This window comes from Sphingomonas sandaracina (assembly GCF_036663695.1).
In the GTDB taxonomy this organism is placed as follows: domain Bacteria; phylum Pseudomonadota; class Alphaproteobacteria; order Sphingomonadales; family Sphingomonadaceae; genus Sphingomonas.
In genome coordinates this window covers 626,103-642,534 of the sequence record NZ_JAXOJK010000003.1, presented here as the reverse complement: position 1 = coordinate 642,534, position 16,432 = coordinate 626,103, and the positions used below count along the sequence as shown (strand labels likewise).

The 16,432-nt window shown below is 66.7% G+C and carries 13 protein-coding genes; 2 read left to right on the top strand and 11 right to left on the bottom strand.

Features of this window, described 5'->3' with window-relative positions:
* Positions 1–31: 31 nt before the first annotated feature.
* Positions 32–1,354 (bottom strand): sugar porter family MFS transporter, encoded by a 1,323-nt coding sequence (locus tag U1707_RS12405; RefSeq protein ID WP_332800364.1) that lies wholly within the window; start codon positions 1,352–1,354, stop codon positions 32–34.
* Between the two features lie 267 nt (positions 1,355–1,621).
* Between U1707_RS12405 and U1707_RS12400 the strand changes: the two genes are divergently transcribed.
* Positions 1,622–2,641 carry a protein CsuE gene (locus U1707_RS12400; protein WP_332800363.1) on the top strand — a complete coding sequence of 340 codons (1,020 nt, stop codon included), beginning with the start codon at positions 1,622–1,624 and terminating at the stop codon, positions 2,639–2,641.
* Here U1707_RS12400 and U1707_RS12395 read toward each other — a convergent pair whose 3' ends face one another.
* From U1707_RS12395 to U1707_RS12350, 10 genes are all read right to left on the bottom strand, one after another.
* The gene (locus tag U1707_RS12395) at positions 2,642–5,029 is read right to left on the bottom strand and encodes a DUF3772 domain-containing protein (RefSeq protein ID WP_332800362.1); all 2,388 of its coding nucleotides are present in this window, start codon (positions 5,027–5,029) and stop codon (positions 2,642–2,644) included. It abuts the gene before it with no gap.
* A gap of 494 nt (positions 5,030–5,523) precedes the next feature.
* Entirely contained in the window at positions 5,524–7,608 is a 2,085-nt protein-coding gene (locus tag U1707_RS12390) for an ATP-binding protein (RefSeq protein WP_332800361.1), read from the bottom strand.
* A gap of 113 nt (positions 7,609–7,721) precedes the next feature.
* Complete coding sequence (gene bioB, locus U1707_RS12385; RefSeq protein ID WP_332800504.1) at positions 7,722–8,756, bottom strand: biotin synthase BioB; 1,035 nt, start codon at positions 8,754–8,756, stop codon at positions 7,722–7,724.
* Positions 8,757–8,836: 80 nt separating this feature from the next.
* On the bottom strand, positions 8,837–10,987 hold the full coding sequence (scpA, locus tag U1707_RS12380; RefSeq protein ID WP_332800360.1) for a methylmalonyl-CoA mutase: 2,151 nt from the start codon (positions 10,985–10,987) through the stop codon (positions 8,837–8,839).
* Positions 10,988–11,117: 130 nt separating this feature from the next.
* Entirely contained in the window at positions 11,118–11,903 is a 786-nt protein-coding gene (locus U1707_RS12375; RefSeq protein WP_332800359.1) for an enoyl-CoA hydratase-related protein, read from the bottom strand.
* Between the two features lie 10 nt (positions 11,904–11,913).
* A complete protein-coding gene (gene mce / locus U1707_RS12370; protein ID WP_332800358.1) occupies positions 11,914–12,339 on the bottom strand; it encodes a methylmalonyl-CoA epimerase in 426 nt (141 codons plus the stop codon).
* Entirely contained in the window at positions 12,336–12,842 is a 507-nt protein-coding gene (locus tag U1707_RS12365; protein ID WP_332800357.1) for a hypothetical protein, read from the bottom strand. Before U1707_RS12365 ends, mce begins: the two co-directional genes overlap by 4 nt.
* Complete coding sequence (locus U1707_RS12360) at positions 12,839–13,057, bottom strand: hypothetical protein (RefSeq protein ID WP_332800356.1); 219 nt, start codon at positions 13,055–13,057, stop codon at positions 12,839–12,841. Before U1707_RS12360 ends, U1707_RS12365 begins: the two co-directional genes overlap by 4 nt.
* Positions 13,054–13,341, bottom strand: coding sequence for a hypothetical protein (locus U1707_RS12355; RefSeq protein ID WP_332800355.1), 288 nt, complete (start codon positions 13,339–13,341; stop codon positions 13,054–13,056). The genes U1707_RS12360 and U1707_RS12355 overlap by 4 nt, the downstream gene beginning before the upstream one ends.
* A 57-nt stretch (positions 13,342–13,398) precedes the next feature.
* Positions 13,399–14,925, bottom strand: a complete 1,527-nt coding sequence (locus U1707_RS12350; protein ID WP_332800354.1) for an acyl-CoA carboxylase subunit beta — start codon at positions 14,923–14,925, stop codon at positions 13,399–13,401.
* A 100-nt stretch (positions 14,926–15,025) separates the two neighbouring features.
* Here U1707_RS12350 and U1707_RS12345 point away from each other — a divergent pair, with 100 nt between their 5' ends.
* Positions 15,026–16,420, top strand: coding sequence for a helix-turn-helix domain-containing protein (locus U1707_RS12345; RefSeq protein ID WP_332800353.1), 1,395 nt, complete (start codon positions 15,026–15,028; stop codon positions 16,418–16,420).
* The last annotated feature ends 12 nt before the right edge of the window (positions 16,421–16,432 follow it).

Genomic DNA, 16,432 nt, shown 5'->3' with positions numbered 1-16,432 from the left:
TAGCCGTCAATTGTCGCAGGAATGTGCCGGTTCAGCGCGCGATGTGCGCGTCCATGTCTTCGAGCGGAATCCCCTTCGTCTCGGGAAAATACAGCAGCACGGTGACGAACTGCACCGCCATCATGGCGGCGAAGAACAGGAACGGCACGCCTGCCGACCACGCCGCGGCGATCGGGAAAACCTGCGCGATGACGGCGTTCCAGCCCCAATGGCTCGACGAGCCGATACTGGAACCCCGCGCGCGCACGTTCTGCGGGAAGACCTCGGAGATATACACCCAGATCACCGCGCCGGAGCCGGGTGCGAAGAACATGATGAACACGATCAGCGACGGCAGCAGCAGCCAGCTCGGCAGCACGCCGATCAACGCCAGCCCGCCGACCGACAAGGCGGCGGTCATCCCCGCCGACCCCCAGAGAAGCAATGTCCGCCGGCCGATGCGATCGATCAACACCATGCCGAGCAGCGTGAAGACCATGTTGGCGACACCGATCATGACCGCCTGCAGGTCGGGCGAGAGGCTGCCCCCCGACGCCTTGAAGATATCGTTCAGGTAATAGAGGAATGCGTTGATGCCGCTGAACTGGTTGAACATCGCCACCAGGAAGGCGAGCGTGATCGGCTTGCGATGGCGCGTCCAGGACAGCGCGGCGTCCCCTTTCGGCGCATCGAGTTCGCGCCGGGCGATATCCGGGCTCATGCCGACCATCGCCAGCACGTCCCTGGCCTCCGCATCGCGCCCCTTGGCGAGCAGCCAGCGCGGCGAATTGGGGATGCGGAACAGGAGCGCGAAAAAGACCAGCGACGGCACCGCGACGATCCCGAGCTTCCACCGCCACTCGACATCGCCGAGCCCGAGCGACCCGATGATCGCGTTCGAGACATAGGCAAGCAGGATGCCGAAGATGACCGCGAACTGGAACCCGCCGACCATCTTGCCCCGCTGTGCAGGCGGCGCCAGCTCGGCGATATAGGCCGGCGCGAGTACCGACGATCCGCCGATCGCGATGCCGTTGACGAAGCGAAAGCCGATGAAGCTGTGCCAGTTCCACGCCAGCGCGCAGCCGAGCGCGGTGACGACGTAAAGAAGCGCCAGCATCCGCAGCACGTTGCGACTGCCGTAGCGATCGCCGGGCGTGCCGACGAACAGCGCGCCGATCAGCGTACCCCACAGCGCCGACGATACCGTGAAGCCCAGCCATGCTTCGCTGAGCGCGAACCGCGCCTTCAGGGCGGCGGTGACGCCGGCGATGACCGCCGTGTCGAACCCGAACAACAGCCCGGCGAGCGCGGCGGTGGCGACGCTGGCGATCAGGACGGTATGCGGTCGGAGCGAGGATGCGTGCGCGCTCATGCGCGGCGGTGTCCGGAGGGAGCGTTGGTCATGCCCCGCCGTTTCGATCAGTTCGCCGCGTATCGCAAGATGCCAGCGCCCGGACGCGGCGCCCCGAGACTAAAGCACGCCGTTTCGACATGCGAAAACACCCGTTTCAAGTCTTTGAAATCGCATTAACGAATCCGGGTTTAGCGCTGTCCGCTCGAACAAGGCGCGAGGTACAGGGTGGACATCGACAAGGATCGCAGGCGGGCGTCGTCACGGCTCGTCAAACGCTTGGCAGGCATGCTGGCGATATGTCTCGGCATGATGGCGACGCCGGCGTTCGCCGCCTGTGCGGTCGCGGCGAACTCGACCGCCAACGTCGGGACCTTCTCGCCGGCGGCAATCTATTCGACCGCCACGGTTCCGTCGGCGATGCCGTATGTCGCGATGACAGGGTCTTTCGGGTGTAACGACACCACCCTGTTGGCGCTGCTGGCGAACGATTCCCTGGTCGCCACCGTCAAGGCAGGCACGGTCTATACGCTGAAATCGGGCACTGCGACCGCCACCTACCTGCTGGCGGCGGACCAGGGCGGCCAGTTTCAGATGGTCCCCGGCACGCCGCGGACGATCGTCAACGGCACGACATTGTCGCTGCTCACCAACGGCCGTGCCGCCGTCCCGATCTATCTGAAGGCGCGCAGCACGACCCGGTTGGCGCCCGGTATCTATACCGGCAGCTTCGAGGTGAAATGGGAATGGTCGTTCTGCACATTGGTCGGTGCCAACGCGCTCGGCATAAATGTATGCCTTTTCCGCGACAGCGGTAGTGCCAGCGGTATCGTCACTGTGACCATGACCATCGCCGAAAAGGGGGCGATCGTGACGATCACGCAACGCACCACATGGGAGGCCTCTGCGTCGACCAACAATCCGAAAGCCATTCCCGGCTCCAAATTGCGGGTCGCGATGCGGATTGAGAACCCCGACATCGTTCCGCTCGACCTCGACACGCTTGCCGTGACCCTGCCCACCCCCGACGGATTGCGTATCGCACTCGACGGCGACGGCACGGGATCGGGGCCGGTCATACGAGGCGACGATACTGCCGGCGCGACCGGGCTGAGGTTCAATTATGCCGCGCCGTCGGACGCGGGCGACGATGTCGATTTTGCCACCTTCGGCGACGTCTGGGGTTACACGCCGACCGCCGGCGACCCAACGACGCAAGGCCTGGTGACCGCGGTCCGGTTCAATCCGAAGGGGAAGATGGCCGCGGGCACCGCCTATACGATCTCGATCCCCTATTCGGTGGAATGATCAGGCTGGGTCGGGCGACTCGTCGCCCGGCCGGGCGGCGGGCACCATGCCGACCAGTTCCATCTTGGTCGCGGTCGAGCCGACTTCGATCCCCGCCTCGCGGAACTGGCGGAGCAGCGTGAACAGCAGTTCGCTGCGGATCGGATAGGCATCGCGCGGGCTCGCCACATAGGCGAAGCAGTTGAACTTGGCGCGGCCGGCGTCGATCGAGTCGATGAACACCTTGGACTCGGGATGATCGAGCACCTCGTGCTTCTCCGCGAACGCCGCCAATACCATCGTCCGCACCGCATCGAGATCCTCCTCGAGCGGCACCGAGAATTGCAGCTGGATCCGACCGATCGGTGCCGCCAGCGTCATGTTCTGGATCGTCTTGGTGATCAGCTCCGAGTTCGGCACGATCAGCGTCGAGCGGTCCGCCACCTCAATCTCGGTCGAGCGCACGTTGATCCGCTTCACGTCGCCCTCCATGTTGCCGATCCGGACGAGATCGCCGATCTTCACCGGGCGCTCGGCGAGCAGGATGAGCCCAGAGACGAAGTTCTGCGTGATCGCCTGTAGGCCGAAGCCGATGCCGACCGACAGCGCGCCGAGCACCACCGCCAGCTTCTCCATGCCGATGCCGAGCGCGCCGAGCGACCACAGCACCGCGGCGATGATACCGGCATAACGCGCGACCATCGTCACCGAATTCTGCGCCCCGGCATCCATCGCGGTGGTCGGCAGATAGCTGTTCACCAGCCAATGCTGCAGCCCGCGCATGATCGCCAGCGCGACGAACAGCACCGCGATCGAGCGTAATACGGCGCCCGGCGAGATCGTCACCTGACCGACCGTGATGCCGTTCGCGACCGCCCCGAACAGCTCGAACGCCGAGCCGACGCCGGCCCCGAACGGCGCCATCACCGCGCCGACCGCGAGCATGATCAGCAATAGCCGCAATACCGCCGACAGCAGCACGCCGATCTGGTCGACGGTCTTGTTGTCGACCCCGAAGCCGCTGTTCGCCGAGCGACCCAGGCGGTTGCCGCTCGACAGCAGCGTCCGGCACGCGTCGTCGGTAAAGGTCATCATCAGGTACAGGGTCGCGCCGACGATCGCGCCCCACAGCAGCCATGTCGCGACCTTGAGTGCGAAATTCACATAGCCGACCAGGCCGGCGACGAACGCCGCGAAGAGCACCAGCCAGACCAGCGTGGCGACGATCGCGAGCAGCGTGTTGCGCGCGGGCTTGGCCGGATCGGGCAGCGCGGCGGCGCGCAGCCGGCCCAGCGTCACCAGCATCGCGCCGAGCAGGACGATGTGCAACAGCGCGACGAGCGCGTTGGCCGCGCTCGTTGCCGGCGCGCTGACGCCGATCAGCTGGTTGGTCGCGATGAGCAGCTGCCCGCCGAAGATCAGCGCCGCCGCCATCCAGCTATACGGCCTGAGCGCGTGCGCGGCGGCATCGCCGATCGGCAGCAGCCGCCAGGTCGGCTGGCTCCGCAGCAGCAGCGCGCCACCGAGCGACGAGACGAAGGCCGCGAACCACGAGATCCCGACGAAGATCGCGCCAAACCGGCTCCATGCGGGCGACACCAGCCCGCCCCAGCGCAGCGACGCGACGATCGCGAGCGCGGCGAGCCCCGGCAGCGCGGTACCGATCACCACCAGCCACAACGCATAGGCCGAACGCCGCACGCGTCCGCCGGGTGTATGGTTGGCGGCGTAGCGCCGACCGGCGCCGTGCAGCCAACGCCGCAGCGGCACGATCAGCACCAGCGCGGCAAGGAACCCGACGAGCAGGCCGGTCCCCGTGCGGGTATCGAACCGCGCACCGAACTGACGCAGCTCGGTGTTGGCGAACCGCGTCAGCCGCGCCGTATCGCGCGGAAGATGATCGACGATCGACGCCCACAGCGTCGGCGACAGCGGCGAGCCGATGTTTTCGGACAGTTGCTGGCCGAGTTCCTCCGCCTCGGCCGCACCGATATCGTCGATCTGCTGCTTGGCCTCGATGCCGATGAGCCGCGCGCGCTTGATCGCGGAATCGATTGCCGACTGGCTCTGCGCGAGGAGCTTGCGTTGCGCGCGGATCTCGGGCGCTTCGACCACGCCGGGGGTGGCGGCACCCAGTTCGGCGACGCGCGCCTGGACCAGCGCCATCTCCGGGGTGAGCGTGCGGACCGCATCGGCGGCGGTGGTCTGCACCGCCTGGGCGCGATCGCGCAACGCCTGCCGCGCCTTGTCGTTACGCGCGGCGGGGGTGGCGTCGTCGATCGCCTGGAGCTCGGCCGACGCCTGGGTGAGGCTGGCGGCGACGGTCGCGACCCTGGGCTCGTCCTGCGCGGTGGCGGGGATCGCGGTGGCTAGGAGGATGAGCGCGGCGAGGTAACGGAGGAGGGTCATCCGGGTTGCTGTACAGCGGCGGGAGGGGAAACGGGAGGGACTTCGCTCCCTCCCACGATGCGCCAAGCGTCAGCCTCGTCGATGCGCGGAACGCTCCTTAACCGGTGCCGCCACCCCGGCGAAGGCGGGGGCCCAGTCGGAAAGGTCGTCGTAACAGCGCGGGGAGCCCGATTACGCACGTCCCCCAACTGGGCCCCGGCCTTCGCCGGGGTGGTGCACGCGTGATAGGTCCGACACAGTCAACACGCGCCGCCCCCGTGTTCTCCCGCGAAGGCGGGAGCCCAGACTGGGTCCCCGCCTTCGCGGGGAAACATAGATGCGTTCGCTCGCCTCGCGGGTACTAGAATGCGCACCTACCCCCGTTCCGTCACCCCGGCGGAGGCCGGGGCCCACCGTTCCGCATACTCAAATCTCTCGGATGTGCGGAACGGTGGATGCCGGAACGAGTCCGGCATGACGGGATGGGACAAGAGTTAGAGCTGGACAGAGCCCACTCAGTCCAGTTCGAGGATCACCTGATCCACCGCCAGGCTGTCGCCCGTCTTCGCGGCCACAGACTTCACGGTGCCCGTCTTCTCCGCGCGCAGGATGTTCTCCATCTTCATCGCCTCGACCACGGCAAGCGCCTGCCCCGCCTCGACTCTGTCACCCGCCGCGACATCCAGCCGGACCAGCAACCCCGGCATCGGGCAGATCAGAAATTTCGACAGATCGGGCGCGATCTTCTCGATCATGTGCGCGGTGTAGGGCGCGACCCGGGCGGGCAACACGCGGGCGACGTGGCTAGCGCCGCGGGTCGTGAGCTTGAAGCCGGCCCGGGCCTTGGCGATGCGGATTGTCAGGTGTTCGTCGCCGTCAGTCCCGTGACCGTCGGCGACCACCATCCGGTCGCCGGGCGTGTATTCGAGCGACAGGTCCAGCTCTTCGCCATCGACCATTATGCCGTCGGTCGAGACGGTCACCGCGTGGTCGATCGTGTCGATCGTCACCGACCAGTCGGCGGGCGGGCGCAGGCGCCTGCCGAGCTGGCCGTCGATGCGGCGCGCGCGATCTGCCTCCGCGGTGGCGGCGAAGGCTGCGACGGCGGCGAGCGTCTTCAGCAACGCGGCGTCGGCGGGCGCGCCGTGGAAGCCGTCGGGGTATTCCTCGGCGATGAAGCCGGTGGTGAGCGCGCCGGACTGGAAGCGCGGGTGCTGCATGATCGCCGAGAGGAAATCGATGTTGTTGCCGGGGCCGTCGAGTTCGAACGCGTCGAGTGCGGCGATCTGCGCGGCGATCGCGCCGTCGCGGGTGGGGGCCCAGGTGATGAGCTTGGCGATCATCGGGTCGTAGAACATGCTGACCTCGCCCCCCTCGCGCACGCCGTCGTCGACGCGGATTCGGGGTTCCGCGGACTCCGCCACCCCCTCCCCGTTCGTGCTGCGCGAAGTCGAAGCACCTCCGCTCGGGGCATGCCCTTCGACTTCGCTCAGGGCGAACGGGAGGGGCGGATTATACCGGACCAAGCGACCGATCGACGGCAGGAACCCGCGATACGGGTCCTCCGCATACACCCGATTCTCGATCGACCAGCCGTTGAGCTTCACCTCGTCCTGCCCGAACCCGAGCGGTTCCCCCGCTGCAACCCGGATCATCAGTTCGACCAGGTCGAGCCCGGTGATCTCCTCGGTCACCGGATGCTCGACCTGGAGCCGGGTGTTCATCTCGAGGAAGTAGAACCCCTCCCCCGTCGTGTCCGCACCCGACACGATCAGCTCGACCGTCCCCGCCGAGTAATAGCCGACCGCCTGCGCCAGCGCGACCGCCTGCTCGCCCATCGCCTTGCGCATCTTGGGCGTGACGAACGGTGACGGGGCCTCTTCGACCACCTTCTGGTGCCGCCGCTGGATCGAGCATTCGCGCTCGTTCAAATAGACGATGTTGCCGTGCTGGTCGCCGATCAGCTGGATCTCGATATGGCGCGGCGATTCGATGAACTTCTCGATGAACACGCGGTCGTCGCCGAAGCTGGCGAGCCCTTCCCGCTTGGTCGCCTCGAAGCCCTCGTGGACGTCCTGTTCGCTGTACGCGAGCCGCATGCCCTTGCCGCCGCCGCCGGCGCTCGCCTTCATCATCACCGGATAGCCGATGCCCGACGCGATCTCGACCGCGTGGTCGGTACTGTCGATCTCGCCGAGATAGCCCGGCACGACGTTGACGCCCGCGGCCTTGGCGAGCTTCTTAGATTCGATCTTGTCGCCCATCGCGGCGATCGCGTTGGCCGGCGGGCCGACGAAGGCGATCCCGGCCTCGGCGCAGGCCAGCGCGAAACTCTCGCGCTCGGACAGGAAACCGTAGCCGGGGTGGATGCAGTCCGCGCCGGTTTCCTTGGCCGCAAGCAGGATCAGCTCGGCCTTGAGATAGCTGTCGGCGGCGGGTGCCGGTCCGAGCCTGACGGACTCGTCGGCCATCAGCACATGGGGGCTTCGCGCGTCGGCATCGGAATAGACCGCGACGGTTTTGATGCCCATCGCCTTGGCGGTCCGCATGACGCGGCAGGCGATCTCGCCGCGATTGGCGACCAGGATTTTCTTGAACATTCTCGCTCCCCTCCCGCCTGCGGGAGGGGCCGGGGGAGGGCCTGTCCACGCGCGGATATTATGGTGCGGGAGGACAGGCCCTCCCCTAACCCCTCCCGTAAGCGGGAGGGGAACTACTCCGCGGCGGCTCGCATCGGCTCCGCGCCGACCATCGGTTTCATCCCGAGCTTCGCGAGCAACGTCGCATCCGCGCTGTCGCCGGCGTTGCCGGTGGTCAGCAGCTTGTCGCCAGTGAAGATCGAGTTCGCGCCCGCCATGAAGCAAAGCGCCTGAGTAGCCTCGGACATGCTCTCGCGCCCGGCCGACAGGCGCACCATGCTGAGCGGCATGGTGATGCGCGCGACGGCGACCGTCCGGACGAACTCGATGTCGTCGATCTGCGCCATCGGCGTGCCGGCGAGCATGTCGCCGAGCGGCGTGCCTTTTACCGGGACCAGCGCGTTGACGGGCACGCTCTCCGGATGGCGCGGCAAGGTGGCGAGTGCGTGGACGAAGCCGACTCGGTCGCTGCGCGTCTCACCCATCCCGACGATCCCGCCGCAGCAGACCGAGATCCCTGCGTCACGCACGTTCGCCAGCGTCTCGAGCCGATCGCCGAAGGTGCGCGTGGTGATGACGTTGCCGTAATTCTCGGGCGAGGTGTCGATGTTGTGGTTGTAGTAATCGAGACCCGCGTCGGCGAGCTGCTTCGCCTGATCCGCGTCGAGCATGCCGAGCGTCATGCACGTCTCAAGCCCCATTGCGCGGACGCCCTCGACCATGGCGACGACCTTCGGCATGTCGCGCGGCTTCGGGTTGCGCCACGCGGCGCCCATGCAGAAACGCTGCGAGCCGGCGGCCTTGGCCTGCGCGGCGTCGGCGAGGACAGCGTCGACGTCCATCAGCTTTTCCGCCTTCAGGCCGGAGTCGGACGAGGCGGACTGCGAGCAATAGCCGCAATCCTCGGGGCAGCCGCCGGTCTTGATCGACAACAACGTGCAGAGCTGGACTTCGCCGATCGCGTGATGCGCGCGGTGGACGGTCTGCGCGCGGTACATCAGTTCGTCGAACGGGAGGTCGAACAGCGCTGCTATTTCTGGGCGGGTCCAGTCGGTCCTCGTGCTCCTCTCCCCTTCAGGGGAGGGGCTGGGGGTGGGGGCTGTCCGCATATCCGGCGTTGCGTTCGCGGTGGAACCCCACCCCAACCCCTCCCCTGAAGGGGAGGGGCTCTTGCGGATCATGGTATCGGTCATTCTGCGGCTTCCTCTTGCGGGGCCATATTGTGGCCGAGGAGTTTCAATACGTCCTCGGCGGCCTGGATCAGGTTGGTGCCGGGGCCGAAGATCGCCTGCACCCCGGCGTCGCGCAGCGCCTGATAGTCCTGTGCGGGGATAACGCCACCCGCGATCACCTTGATATCCGCGCGGCCCGCCTCGCGCAGATAGCCGATCAGTTCGGGTATCAGCGTCTTGTGACCCGCAGCGAGGCTGGAGGCGCCGACCACGTCGACGTCCTTTTCGAGCGCGAGCGCAGCGGCTTCGGCCGGGGTCTGGAACAGCGGGCCGGGGACGATCTCGAATCCCAGGTCGCCAAACATCGACGAGACGAGGTTGGCGCCGCGATCGTGGCCGTCCTGGCCCATCTTGGCGACGAGCATGCGGGGTTTGCGGCCGAGCCGGCGTTCAGTGACCTCGACGCCGTCGGTGAGGCGGGTCCAGCGCGCGTCGTCCTCGTACGCGCCGCCGTAGATGCCGGAGACGGGGGTCGGCTGCGTCCCGTAGCGGCCGAACACGTCCTCCATCGCCGTCGAGATTTCGCCGAGCGTGGCCCGGACTCGGGCGCATTCGATGGCTAGGGCGAGGAGGTTGTCGGAGCCCTTCGCCCCTTCACGCAACGCGTCGAGCGCGGCGCGGCACGCCGTCTCGTCGCGCGTCGCCTTCACCCGCGCGATGCGTTCGATCTGGCCGGCGCGGACCGCGACGTTATCCACGTCGAGGATCTCGATCGCGTCCTGTTCGGCGAGCTTGTACTTGTTGACGCCGACGATGACGTCCTCGCCGCGATCGACTCGCGCCTGGCGGCCGGCGGCGGCTTCCTCGATCATCGCCTTGGGCCAGCCTGCCGCGACCGCCTTTGCCATGCCGCCTTCGGACTGGATCCGCTCGATCAGCGTCCAGGCGCCGTCGACCAGCGACTGCGTCAGGCTCTCGATATAATAGCTGCCGCCGAGCGGATCGACGACCTTGGTCATCCCGGTCTCTTCCTGGATCACGATCTGCGTGTTGCGCGCGATACGTGCGGAAAAGTCGGTCGGCAGCGCGATCGCCTCGTCGAGCGCGTTGGTGTGGAGCGACTGCGTGCCCCCCAGCATCGCCGCCATCGCCTCGATCGTCGTGCGCATGACGTTGTTGTACGGATCCTGCTCGGTGAGCGAGACGCCGCTCGTCTGGCAATGCGTGCGGAGCATCTTCGAGCGCTCGTCCTGCGCGCCCAATTGCGTCATCGCGCGGTGCCAGAGGACGCGGGCGGCGCGGAGCTTGGCGATCTCCATGAAGAAGTTCATGCCGATCGCGAAGAAGAAGCTGAGGCGCCCGGCGAACTTGTCGATGTCGAGCCCGGATGCGACGCCGTATTTGACGTATTCCATGCCGTCGGCGATCGTGAAGGCGAGCTCGTGGAGCTGCGTCGCTCCGGCCTCCTGCATGTGATAGCCGCTGATCGAGATGCTGTTGAACTTGGGCATCTCGCGGCTGGTGTAGCCGAAGATGTCCGAGATGATCCGCATGCTCGGCTCGGGCGGGTAGATATAGGTGTTGCGGACCATGAACTCCTTGAGGATGTCGTTCTGGATGGTCCCGTCGAGCAGTTTCCGGTCGACGCCCTGCTCCTCGCCGGCGACGATGAAGAAGGCGAGGATCGGGATCACCGCGCCGTTCATCGTCATCGAGACGGACATCTTGTCGAGCGGGATGCCGTCGAAGAGGATCTTCATGTCCTCGACCGAATCGATCGCGACGCCCGCCTTGCCGACGTCGCCGGTGACGCGGGGGTGGTCGGAGTCGTAGCCGCGGTGGGTAGCAAGATCGAACGCGACGCTCAGGCCTTTCTGGCCGGCGGCGAGGTTGCGGCGGTAGAACGCGTTCGAGGCTTCGGCGGTGGAGAAGCCAGCGTACTGGCGGATCGTCCAAGGACGGCCGGCGTACATCGACGCGCGGACGCCGCGGGTGAAGGGCGCGAAACCTGGGAGGCCGGGGTCTTCGCGCACATCTTCCGCGGTGTAGAGCGGCTTGACGTCGATGCCCTCGGGGGTTGGCCAGGTGAGGTCGGCGCCTTTGACCTCCTTGGCGGCAAGCGCCTGCCAGTCGGCGAGCGTTGGGGCGGATTCGGGCTTGTCGGTCATGCTGAAAACACCACCCCGGCGGAGGCCGGGGCCCAATTGGAAAGGTTGCTGTAACGGAGAGTAGCACCAGCCAAGGCGCCGTTGCCCAATTGGGCCCCGGCCTTCGCCGGGGTGGTGTTGAAGGCGGAGGTCACTTGCCCGTGAACACGGGCTTGCGCTTCTCCAGAAAGGCACGACCGCCCTCCATCGAATCCGCAGACCCGCGCGCGTCACGCTGGTTCGCCGCCTCGGTCTGCATCGCGGTCGCGTAATCCGTTTCGTACGCGGCGGTGATCGCCCGTCGCATCAACCCCAGCGCGACAGTCGGCATCGCTGCCAGCCGCTCGGCCAGCGCGAACGCCTCGGCGTCCAACGCGTCGCCCGCGACGACCTTGTGCACCATCCCCCAGTCGAGCGCCTTGGCAGCGGGCACCCGTTCGCCGAGCATCATCATCTCGGTCGCCCGCGCCTTGCCGATCAGCCGTGGCAACATCCACGACGCGCCACCGTCCGGCACCAGCCCGATGTTCACGAACGCCTGAAGGAAGTACGCCGTCTCGCTGGCGACGCAGAAATCGGCGGCGAGCGCGAGGCTGCAGCCGATCCCCGCCGCCGGCCCGCGTACCGCGCTGACTACCGGCACCGACAGGTCGGCGATTGCCGCCATCGTCGGATTATAACTCCCCGTCAGCGCCACGAACGTCGCCTCGCGGGGATTGTCCGAGCCCAGGGCGCCGCCGCCGACATCCGCGCCCGAGCAGAACGCACGCCCCGCGCCCGCGATCAGCACCGCCCGCACCCCGTCCAACTCGGCCAGCGTCGCGCGCAATTCCTCGAACATTGCCGGCGGTGCGGCGTTCAGCCGGTCGGGCCGGTTGAGCGTCAGCACGAGCACGTCGCCGCGCCGTTCGCTCAGAATATGCTCGTACGCGGCCATCCTATCTCTCCTAGTGCGCGCCGGTATCGTCCGGCGTCTCCATCAACTCGACCAGCATGCCGCCGAAATCCTTTGGGTGCACGAACACGATCGGCGTACCATGCGCGCCAATCCGCGGCTCGCCCAACACGGTCGCGCCCTTCGCCTTCAGATCGGCGACTGTCGCGGAGATGTCGGCGACCTCGAAACAGACATGATGCTGCCCGCCCGCCGGGTTCTTGCGCAGGAACCCGGCGATCGGCGAACTCTCGTCATAGGGCTCGATCAGCTCGATCTGCGTATTGGGCGCATCGATGAAGCACACTTTGACACCCTGCTCGGGCAGGTCGAACGGCTCGCCGATCGCGGTCGCGCCCAACAGCAAACGATACGTCTCGACCGACTTCGCGATCGACGGCGTCGCGACCCCGACATGGTTGAGACGGCCGAGGGTCACTGCGGATCCTTTGGCGGTGCCGGCGGCGCGGGAACGACGCCGAGCGTGTAGCCGCAGACGCCAAGCACCTGCCGGATCATCGCATCGCTGGTCGGCGCGACGAAGTTCGCCTGCACCGCGAAGTTCGCGCCATTGGTCGTCTCGACGCGCACCGTCTTCGACTTCACGAGGAACGTGGTCAGCTTGGTGATCGCCGCAGGATCGGCGATGTACGTACCAGTCCCCGGAAACTGCCAGTTATAGGTGAACGCCGGCCCGCCATCGAAGCGCACCGCGACCGGTTTGTCTGCGCCCGACCCAAGCGGCTGCGGCTGGATGAACTGGATCGACACGATCGGCTCGGACGCGACGTCGCATTTCACGACGAACCGCGAGAGACCGTCATTGCCAGTGACCGACGCGGAGATGCTGCGCACGCCTGCGGGATTGGTGCGATCGGCGAGCTTCCAGAGGGGCGCGGGTGCAGGCGCGGCCGCCGCCAGGAGCAGAAGGAACGCGATCATTCCTCGATCCTCCGCTGCTGTCGACTAGCCGCCATTGCCGCGCCCTCTATAACGCCCTCAAGCCGTGAAATCCGGTCGCGCAGCGATGAGATACCGTCGGCAAGACCGTCGATGTCGCCTGCCATCCGGGTCATCCGCACATCGAGTTGGTCCAGGCGTGCTTGTGTAAGGATCACCTGCCGCATCGCACCGAATATATCGCCGAACGTGCTCATGAACGCACGCCCATGTCACGGAGCAGTGCGTCGATGCGCACATGAGACGCATCCATCGTCGCGATCATCGAGTCGATCGACGCGTTCATCTTCGGAATCGCCTCGTTGACCTGCTGCACGAGCATGGCAAGCTCGGCTTCCTCGTCCGCCGTCGGCTGGCCGATATACTGGCTCGACGCCTCGCGCAGGACATGACCGACCGACTGGCCGTTGCTGCTTGCAAACGCGTCGAGCGCCGCCTTGTGGTCGGGGGTAGTCAGAAACGTCACGCGTTCGGTCTGCATGTCACGACTCCTTCGCATGACATGATAATGTGCTTGGCATCACCGAACAAGCATGACTCACAATGGGATATTGTCATGCTTCTTCCACGGATTCTCCAGCGCCTTGCCGCGGAGTTTCCGTAAGCCGAGCGCGATGCGGCGGCGGGTCGAGTGGGGCTGGATCACCTCGTCGATGAAGCCTTTCGACGCGGCGACAAACGGGTTCGCGAAGCGCGCCTCGTATTCGGCGGTGCGTTCGGCGATCTCTTCCGGCGTCTTGCCGCGGAAGATGATCTCGACCGCGCCCTTGGCCCCCATCACCGCGATCTCGGCGGTCGGCCAGGCGTAGTTGAGGTCGCCGCGCAGGTGCTTCGACGCCATCACATCGTACGCGCCGCCATAGGCCTTGCGCGTGATAACGGTGATTTTTGGCACGGTCGCCTCGGCATAGGCGAACAGCAGTTTCGCGCCGTGCTTGATGATGCCGTTATGCTCCTGCGCGGTGCCGGGGAGGAAGCCGGGGACGTCGACGAAGGTGACGATCGGGATCTCGAACGCGTCGCAGAACCGCACGAACCGCGCGGCCTTCTTCGACGAATTGATGTCGAGCACGCCAGCGAGCACCATCGGCTGGTTCGCGACGAAGCCGACCGTGCGGCCCTCGATGCGGCCGAAGCCGGTGATAATGTTGGCCGCGTGCGCCGGCTGAGTCTCGAAGAAATCGCCTTCGTCGACGGTCTTCCGGATCAGTTCGTGCATGTCGTAGGGCTGGTTTGCCGACGCCGGGATCAGCGTGTCGAGGCTCTCCTCCAGTCTGTCCCATTCGTCCGCGGTCGGGCGCTCGGGCACGCCTTCACGGTTCGACGCGGGCAGGAAATCGAAGAAGTCGCGCGCCGCGAGCAGCGCTTCGATGTCGTTCTCGAACGCGTTGTCGGCGACCGACGTCTTGGTCGTGTGCGTGACTGCGCCGCCGAGCGCCTCCTGCGTCACGACCTCGTTGGTCACCGTCTTGACCACGTCGGGGCCGGTGACGAACATGTAGCTCGAATCCTTCACCATGAAGATGAAGTCGGTCATCGCGGGGGAATAGACCGCACCGCCGGCACACGGGCCCATGATCAGCGAGAGCTGCGGCACGACGCCCGAGGCGAGCGCGTTGCGCTGGAACACTTCGGCGTAGCCACCGAGGCTGGCGACGCCTTCTTGGATGCGCGCGCCGCCGCTGTCGTTGAGGCCGATGATCGGCGCGCCGACCTTCATCGCGCTGTCCATCACCTTGCAGATCTTCTGCGCATGACGCTCGCTCAAGGAGCCGCCGAACACGGTGAAGTCCTGGCTGAAGACGAAGACGAGGCGGCCGTTGATCGTGCCCGAACCAGTGACCACGCCGTCGCCGGGGATCACCTGATCCTGCATGCCGAAATCGACGCAGTTGTGCTCGACGTACATGTCGAGCTCCTCGAACGACCCCTCGTCCAGCAGCACGTCAAGGCGCTCCCTTGCGGTGAGCTTTCCCTTGGCGTGCTGCGCTGCGATCCGCTTGAGGCCTCCGCCGACTCTGGCGGCTTCGCGGCGGCGTTCAAGCTCTTCGATCGTCGATGACATCGTCTCTCCGTCCTGCTGATTGCCTTCACAGAGCGGGATGCGATGCGCAAATGCAATGTTGCAAACTTGCCGACGTGATGTTTGCAAACTAGGCGAAGGGATGACCCTGCCCGCACGTCGCCTCTTCGTCGGACACCGCCTGCGCGACCTGCGCCGCGTGCTCGGGATCAGCCAGGCGGCGATGGCCGCGCGGATCGGCCTGTCGGTGAGTTACCTCTCGCAGATCGAGAATGGCGACCGGCCGGTGACCGAAGGCGTGCTGATCACGCTCGCGCGCGAATTTCCGGCGGATTGGGGAAGCATCGACGCGGCGGATGACACCGCGCTGCTGATCGCGACTCTGGAGGCGGTGTCGGACACGAGCGTCGAGGCGCCCGCGCTCGACGAGACGGCGGTGCGGCGCGCGGTGAAGCACCAGCCGTTGTTAGCGCAGCGGCTCGTCGCGATGCACGACGCGTATCGGCGGGCGCAGGAGCAGTTGCGTGCGCTCGACGACCGGCTCGTAGCGGGGTCGGGTGCGCCGGGATTGCTGCCGTGGGAGGACGTGCGCGACTGGTTTCATGCGGCGGGCAATTATGTCGATGCGCTCGACCGGCGGGCGGAGGAGATCGGCGAGACTTTGGGGGCGGATCGCATCGCGGCGCTGGAAGCTCGGCTGGCGGCGCGTGGCGTGTCGGTCGCGATCTCGGGCGCGCTGGCTGCACCGTTGCGCGACTATGACGGCGCGACGTTGCGGCTCGATGGGTCGCAGCCGGGGGAGACGACATTGTTCTCGCTGGCGCATCAGGTCGCGCGGCACGAGTTCGGCGACGTCATCGGCGGGATCGTCGCGGCGTCGGAAATGGCGTCTGAAACAGCGCGCGCGCTACTGACCGCGGGGCTGACCAACTACGCGGCGGGGGCGATTGTCATGCCTTATACGCGTTTCCGCACCGAGGCGCGGAGTGTGCGCCACGACATCGACCGGTTGCGGCGGATCTTCGGGACGAGTTTCGAGCAGACGTGCCACCGCTTGTCGACGCTCCAGCGACCCGGCGCGCTCGGCATCCCGTTTTTCTTCTGCCGCGTCGACATGGCGGGGAACATCACCAAGCGCCACTCCGCCACACGGTTGCAGTTCGCGCGGTTCGGGGGGGCGTGTCCGTTGTGGATCGTCCACGAGGCGGTGGCGATCCCCGACCGCATCCTGACGCAGCTGATCGAGACGACCGACGGCATTCGCTACGTCTCGATGGCGAAGGGGCTGGTCAAGCCGTCCGAGACGTACACGCGGCCGGCGCGGCGCTACGCCGTGGCGCTGGGCTGCGAGGAGGCTAACGCGTCGGAGTTCATCTATGCGGACGCGCTGGGGACGGGTGGGATCGCGACGCCGATCGGGTCTTCTTGCCGAGTGTGTTTGCGGACGGACTGCGACCAGAGGGCATTTCCGCCGGCGGCGAGTGGGATACGGGTCGATCCGGATCGGCGCGGGGCGGTGCCGTACGAGGTGGTTTAGCGGAACCTACCG

What these genes read in the sequence shown, in the direction of transcription:
- U1707_RS12405 (WP_332800364.1), bottom strand. Translation starts at nt 1,354, where the DNA reads ATGAGCGCGCACGCATCCTCGCTCCGACCGCATACCGTCCTGATCGCC.
- U1707_RS12400 (WP_332800363.1), top strand. Translation starts at nt 1,622, where the DNA reads ATGCTGGCGATATGTCTCGGCATGATGGCGACGCCGGCGTTCGCCGCC.
- U1707_RS12395 (WP_332800362.1), bottom strand. Translation starts at nt 5,029, where the DNA reads ATGACCCTCCTCCGTTACCTCGCCGCGCTCATCCTCCTAGCCACCGCG.
- U1707_RS12390 (WP_332800361.1), bottom strand. Translation starts at nt 7,608, where the DNA reads ATGTTCAAGAAAATCCTGGTCGCCAATCGCGGCGAGATCGCCTGCCGC.
- bioB (WP_332800504.1), bottom strand. Translation starts at nt 8,756, where the DNA reads ATGCGGACAGCCCCCACCCCCAGCCCCTCCCCTGAAGGGGAGAGGAGC.
- scpA (WP_332800360.1), bottom strand. Translation starts at nt 10,987, where the DNA reads ATGACCGACAAGCCCGAATCCGCCCCAACGCTCGCCGACTGGCAGGCG.
- U1707_RS12375 (WP_332800359.1), bottom strand. Translation starts at nt 11,903, where the DNA reads ATGGCCGCGTACGAGCATATTCTGAGCGAACGGCGCGGCGACGTGCTC.
- U1707_RS12365 (WP_332800357.1), bottom strand. Translation starts at nt 12,842, where the DNA reads ATGATCGCGTTCCTTCTGCTCCTGGCGGCGGCCGCGCCTGCACCCGCG.
- U1707_RS12360 (WP_332800356.1), bottom strand. Translation starts at nt 13,057, where the DNA reads ATGAGCACGTTCGGCGATATATTCGGTGCGATGCGGCAGGTGATCCTT.
- U1707_RS12355 (WP_332800355.1), bottom strand. Translation starts at nt 13,341, where the DNA reads ATGCAGACCGAACGCGTGACGTTTCTGACTACCCCCGACCACAAGGCG.
- U1707_RS12350 (WP_332800354.1), bottom strand. Translation starts at nt 14,925, where the DNA reads ATGTCATCGACGATCGAAGAGCTTGAACGCCGCCGCGAAGCCGCCAGA.
- U1707_RS12345 (WP_332800353.1), top strand. Translation starts at nt 15,026, where the DNA reads ATGACCCTGCCCGCACGTCGCCTCTTCGTCGGACACCGCCTGCGCGAC.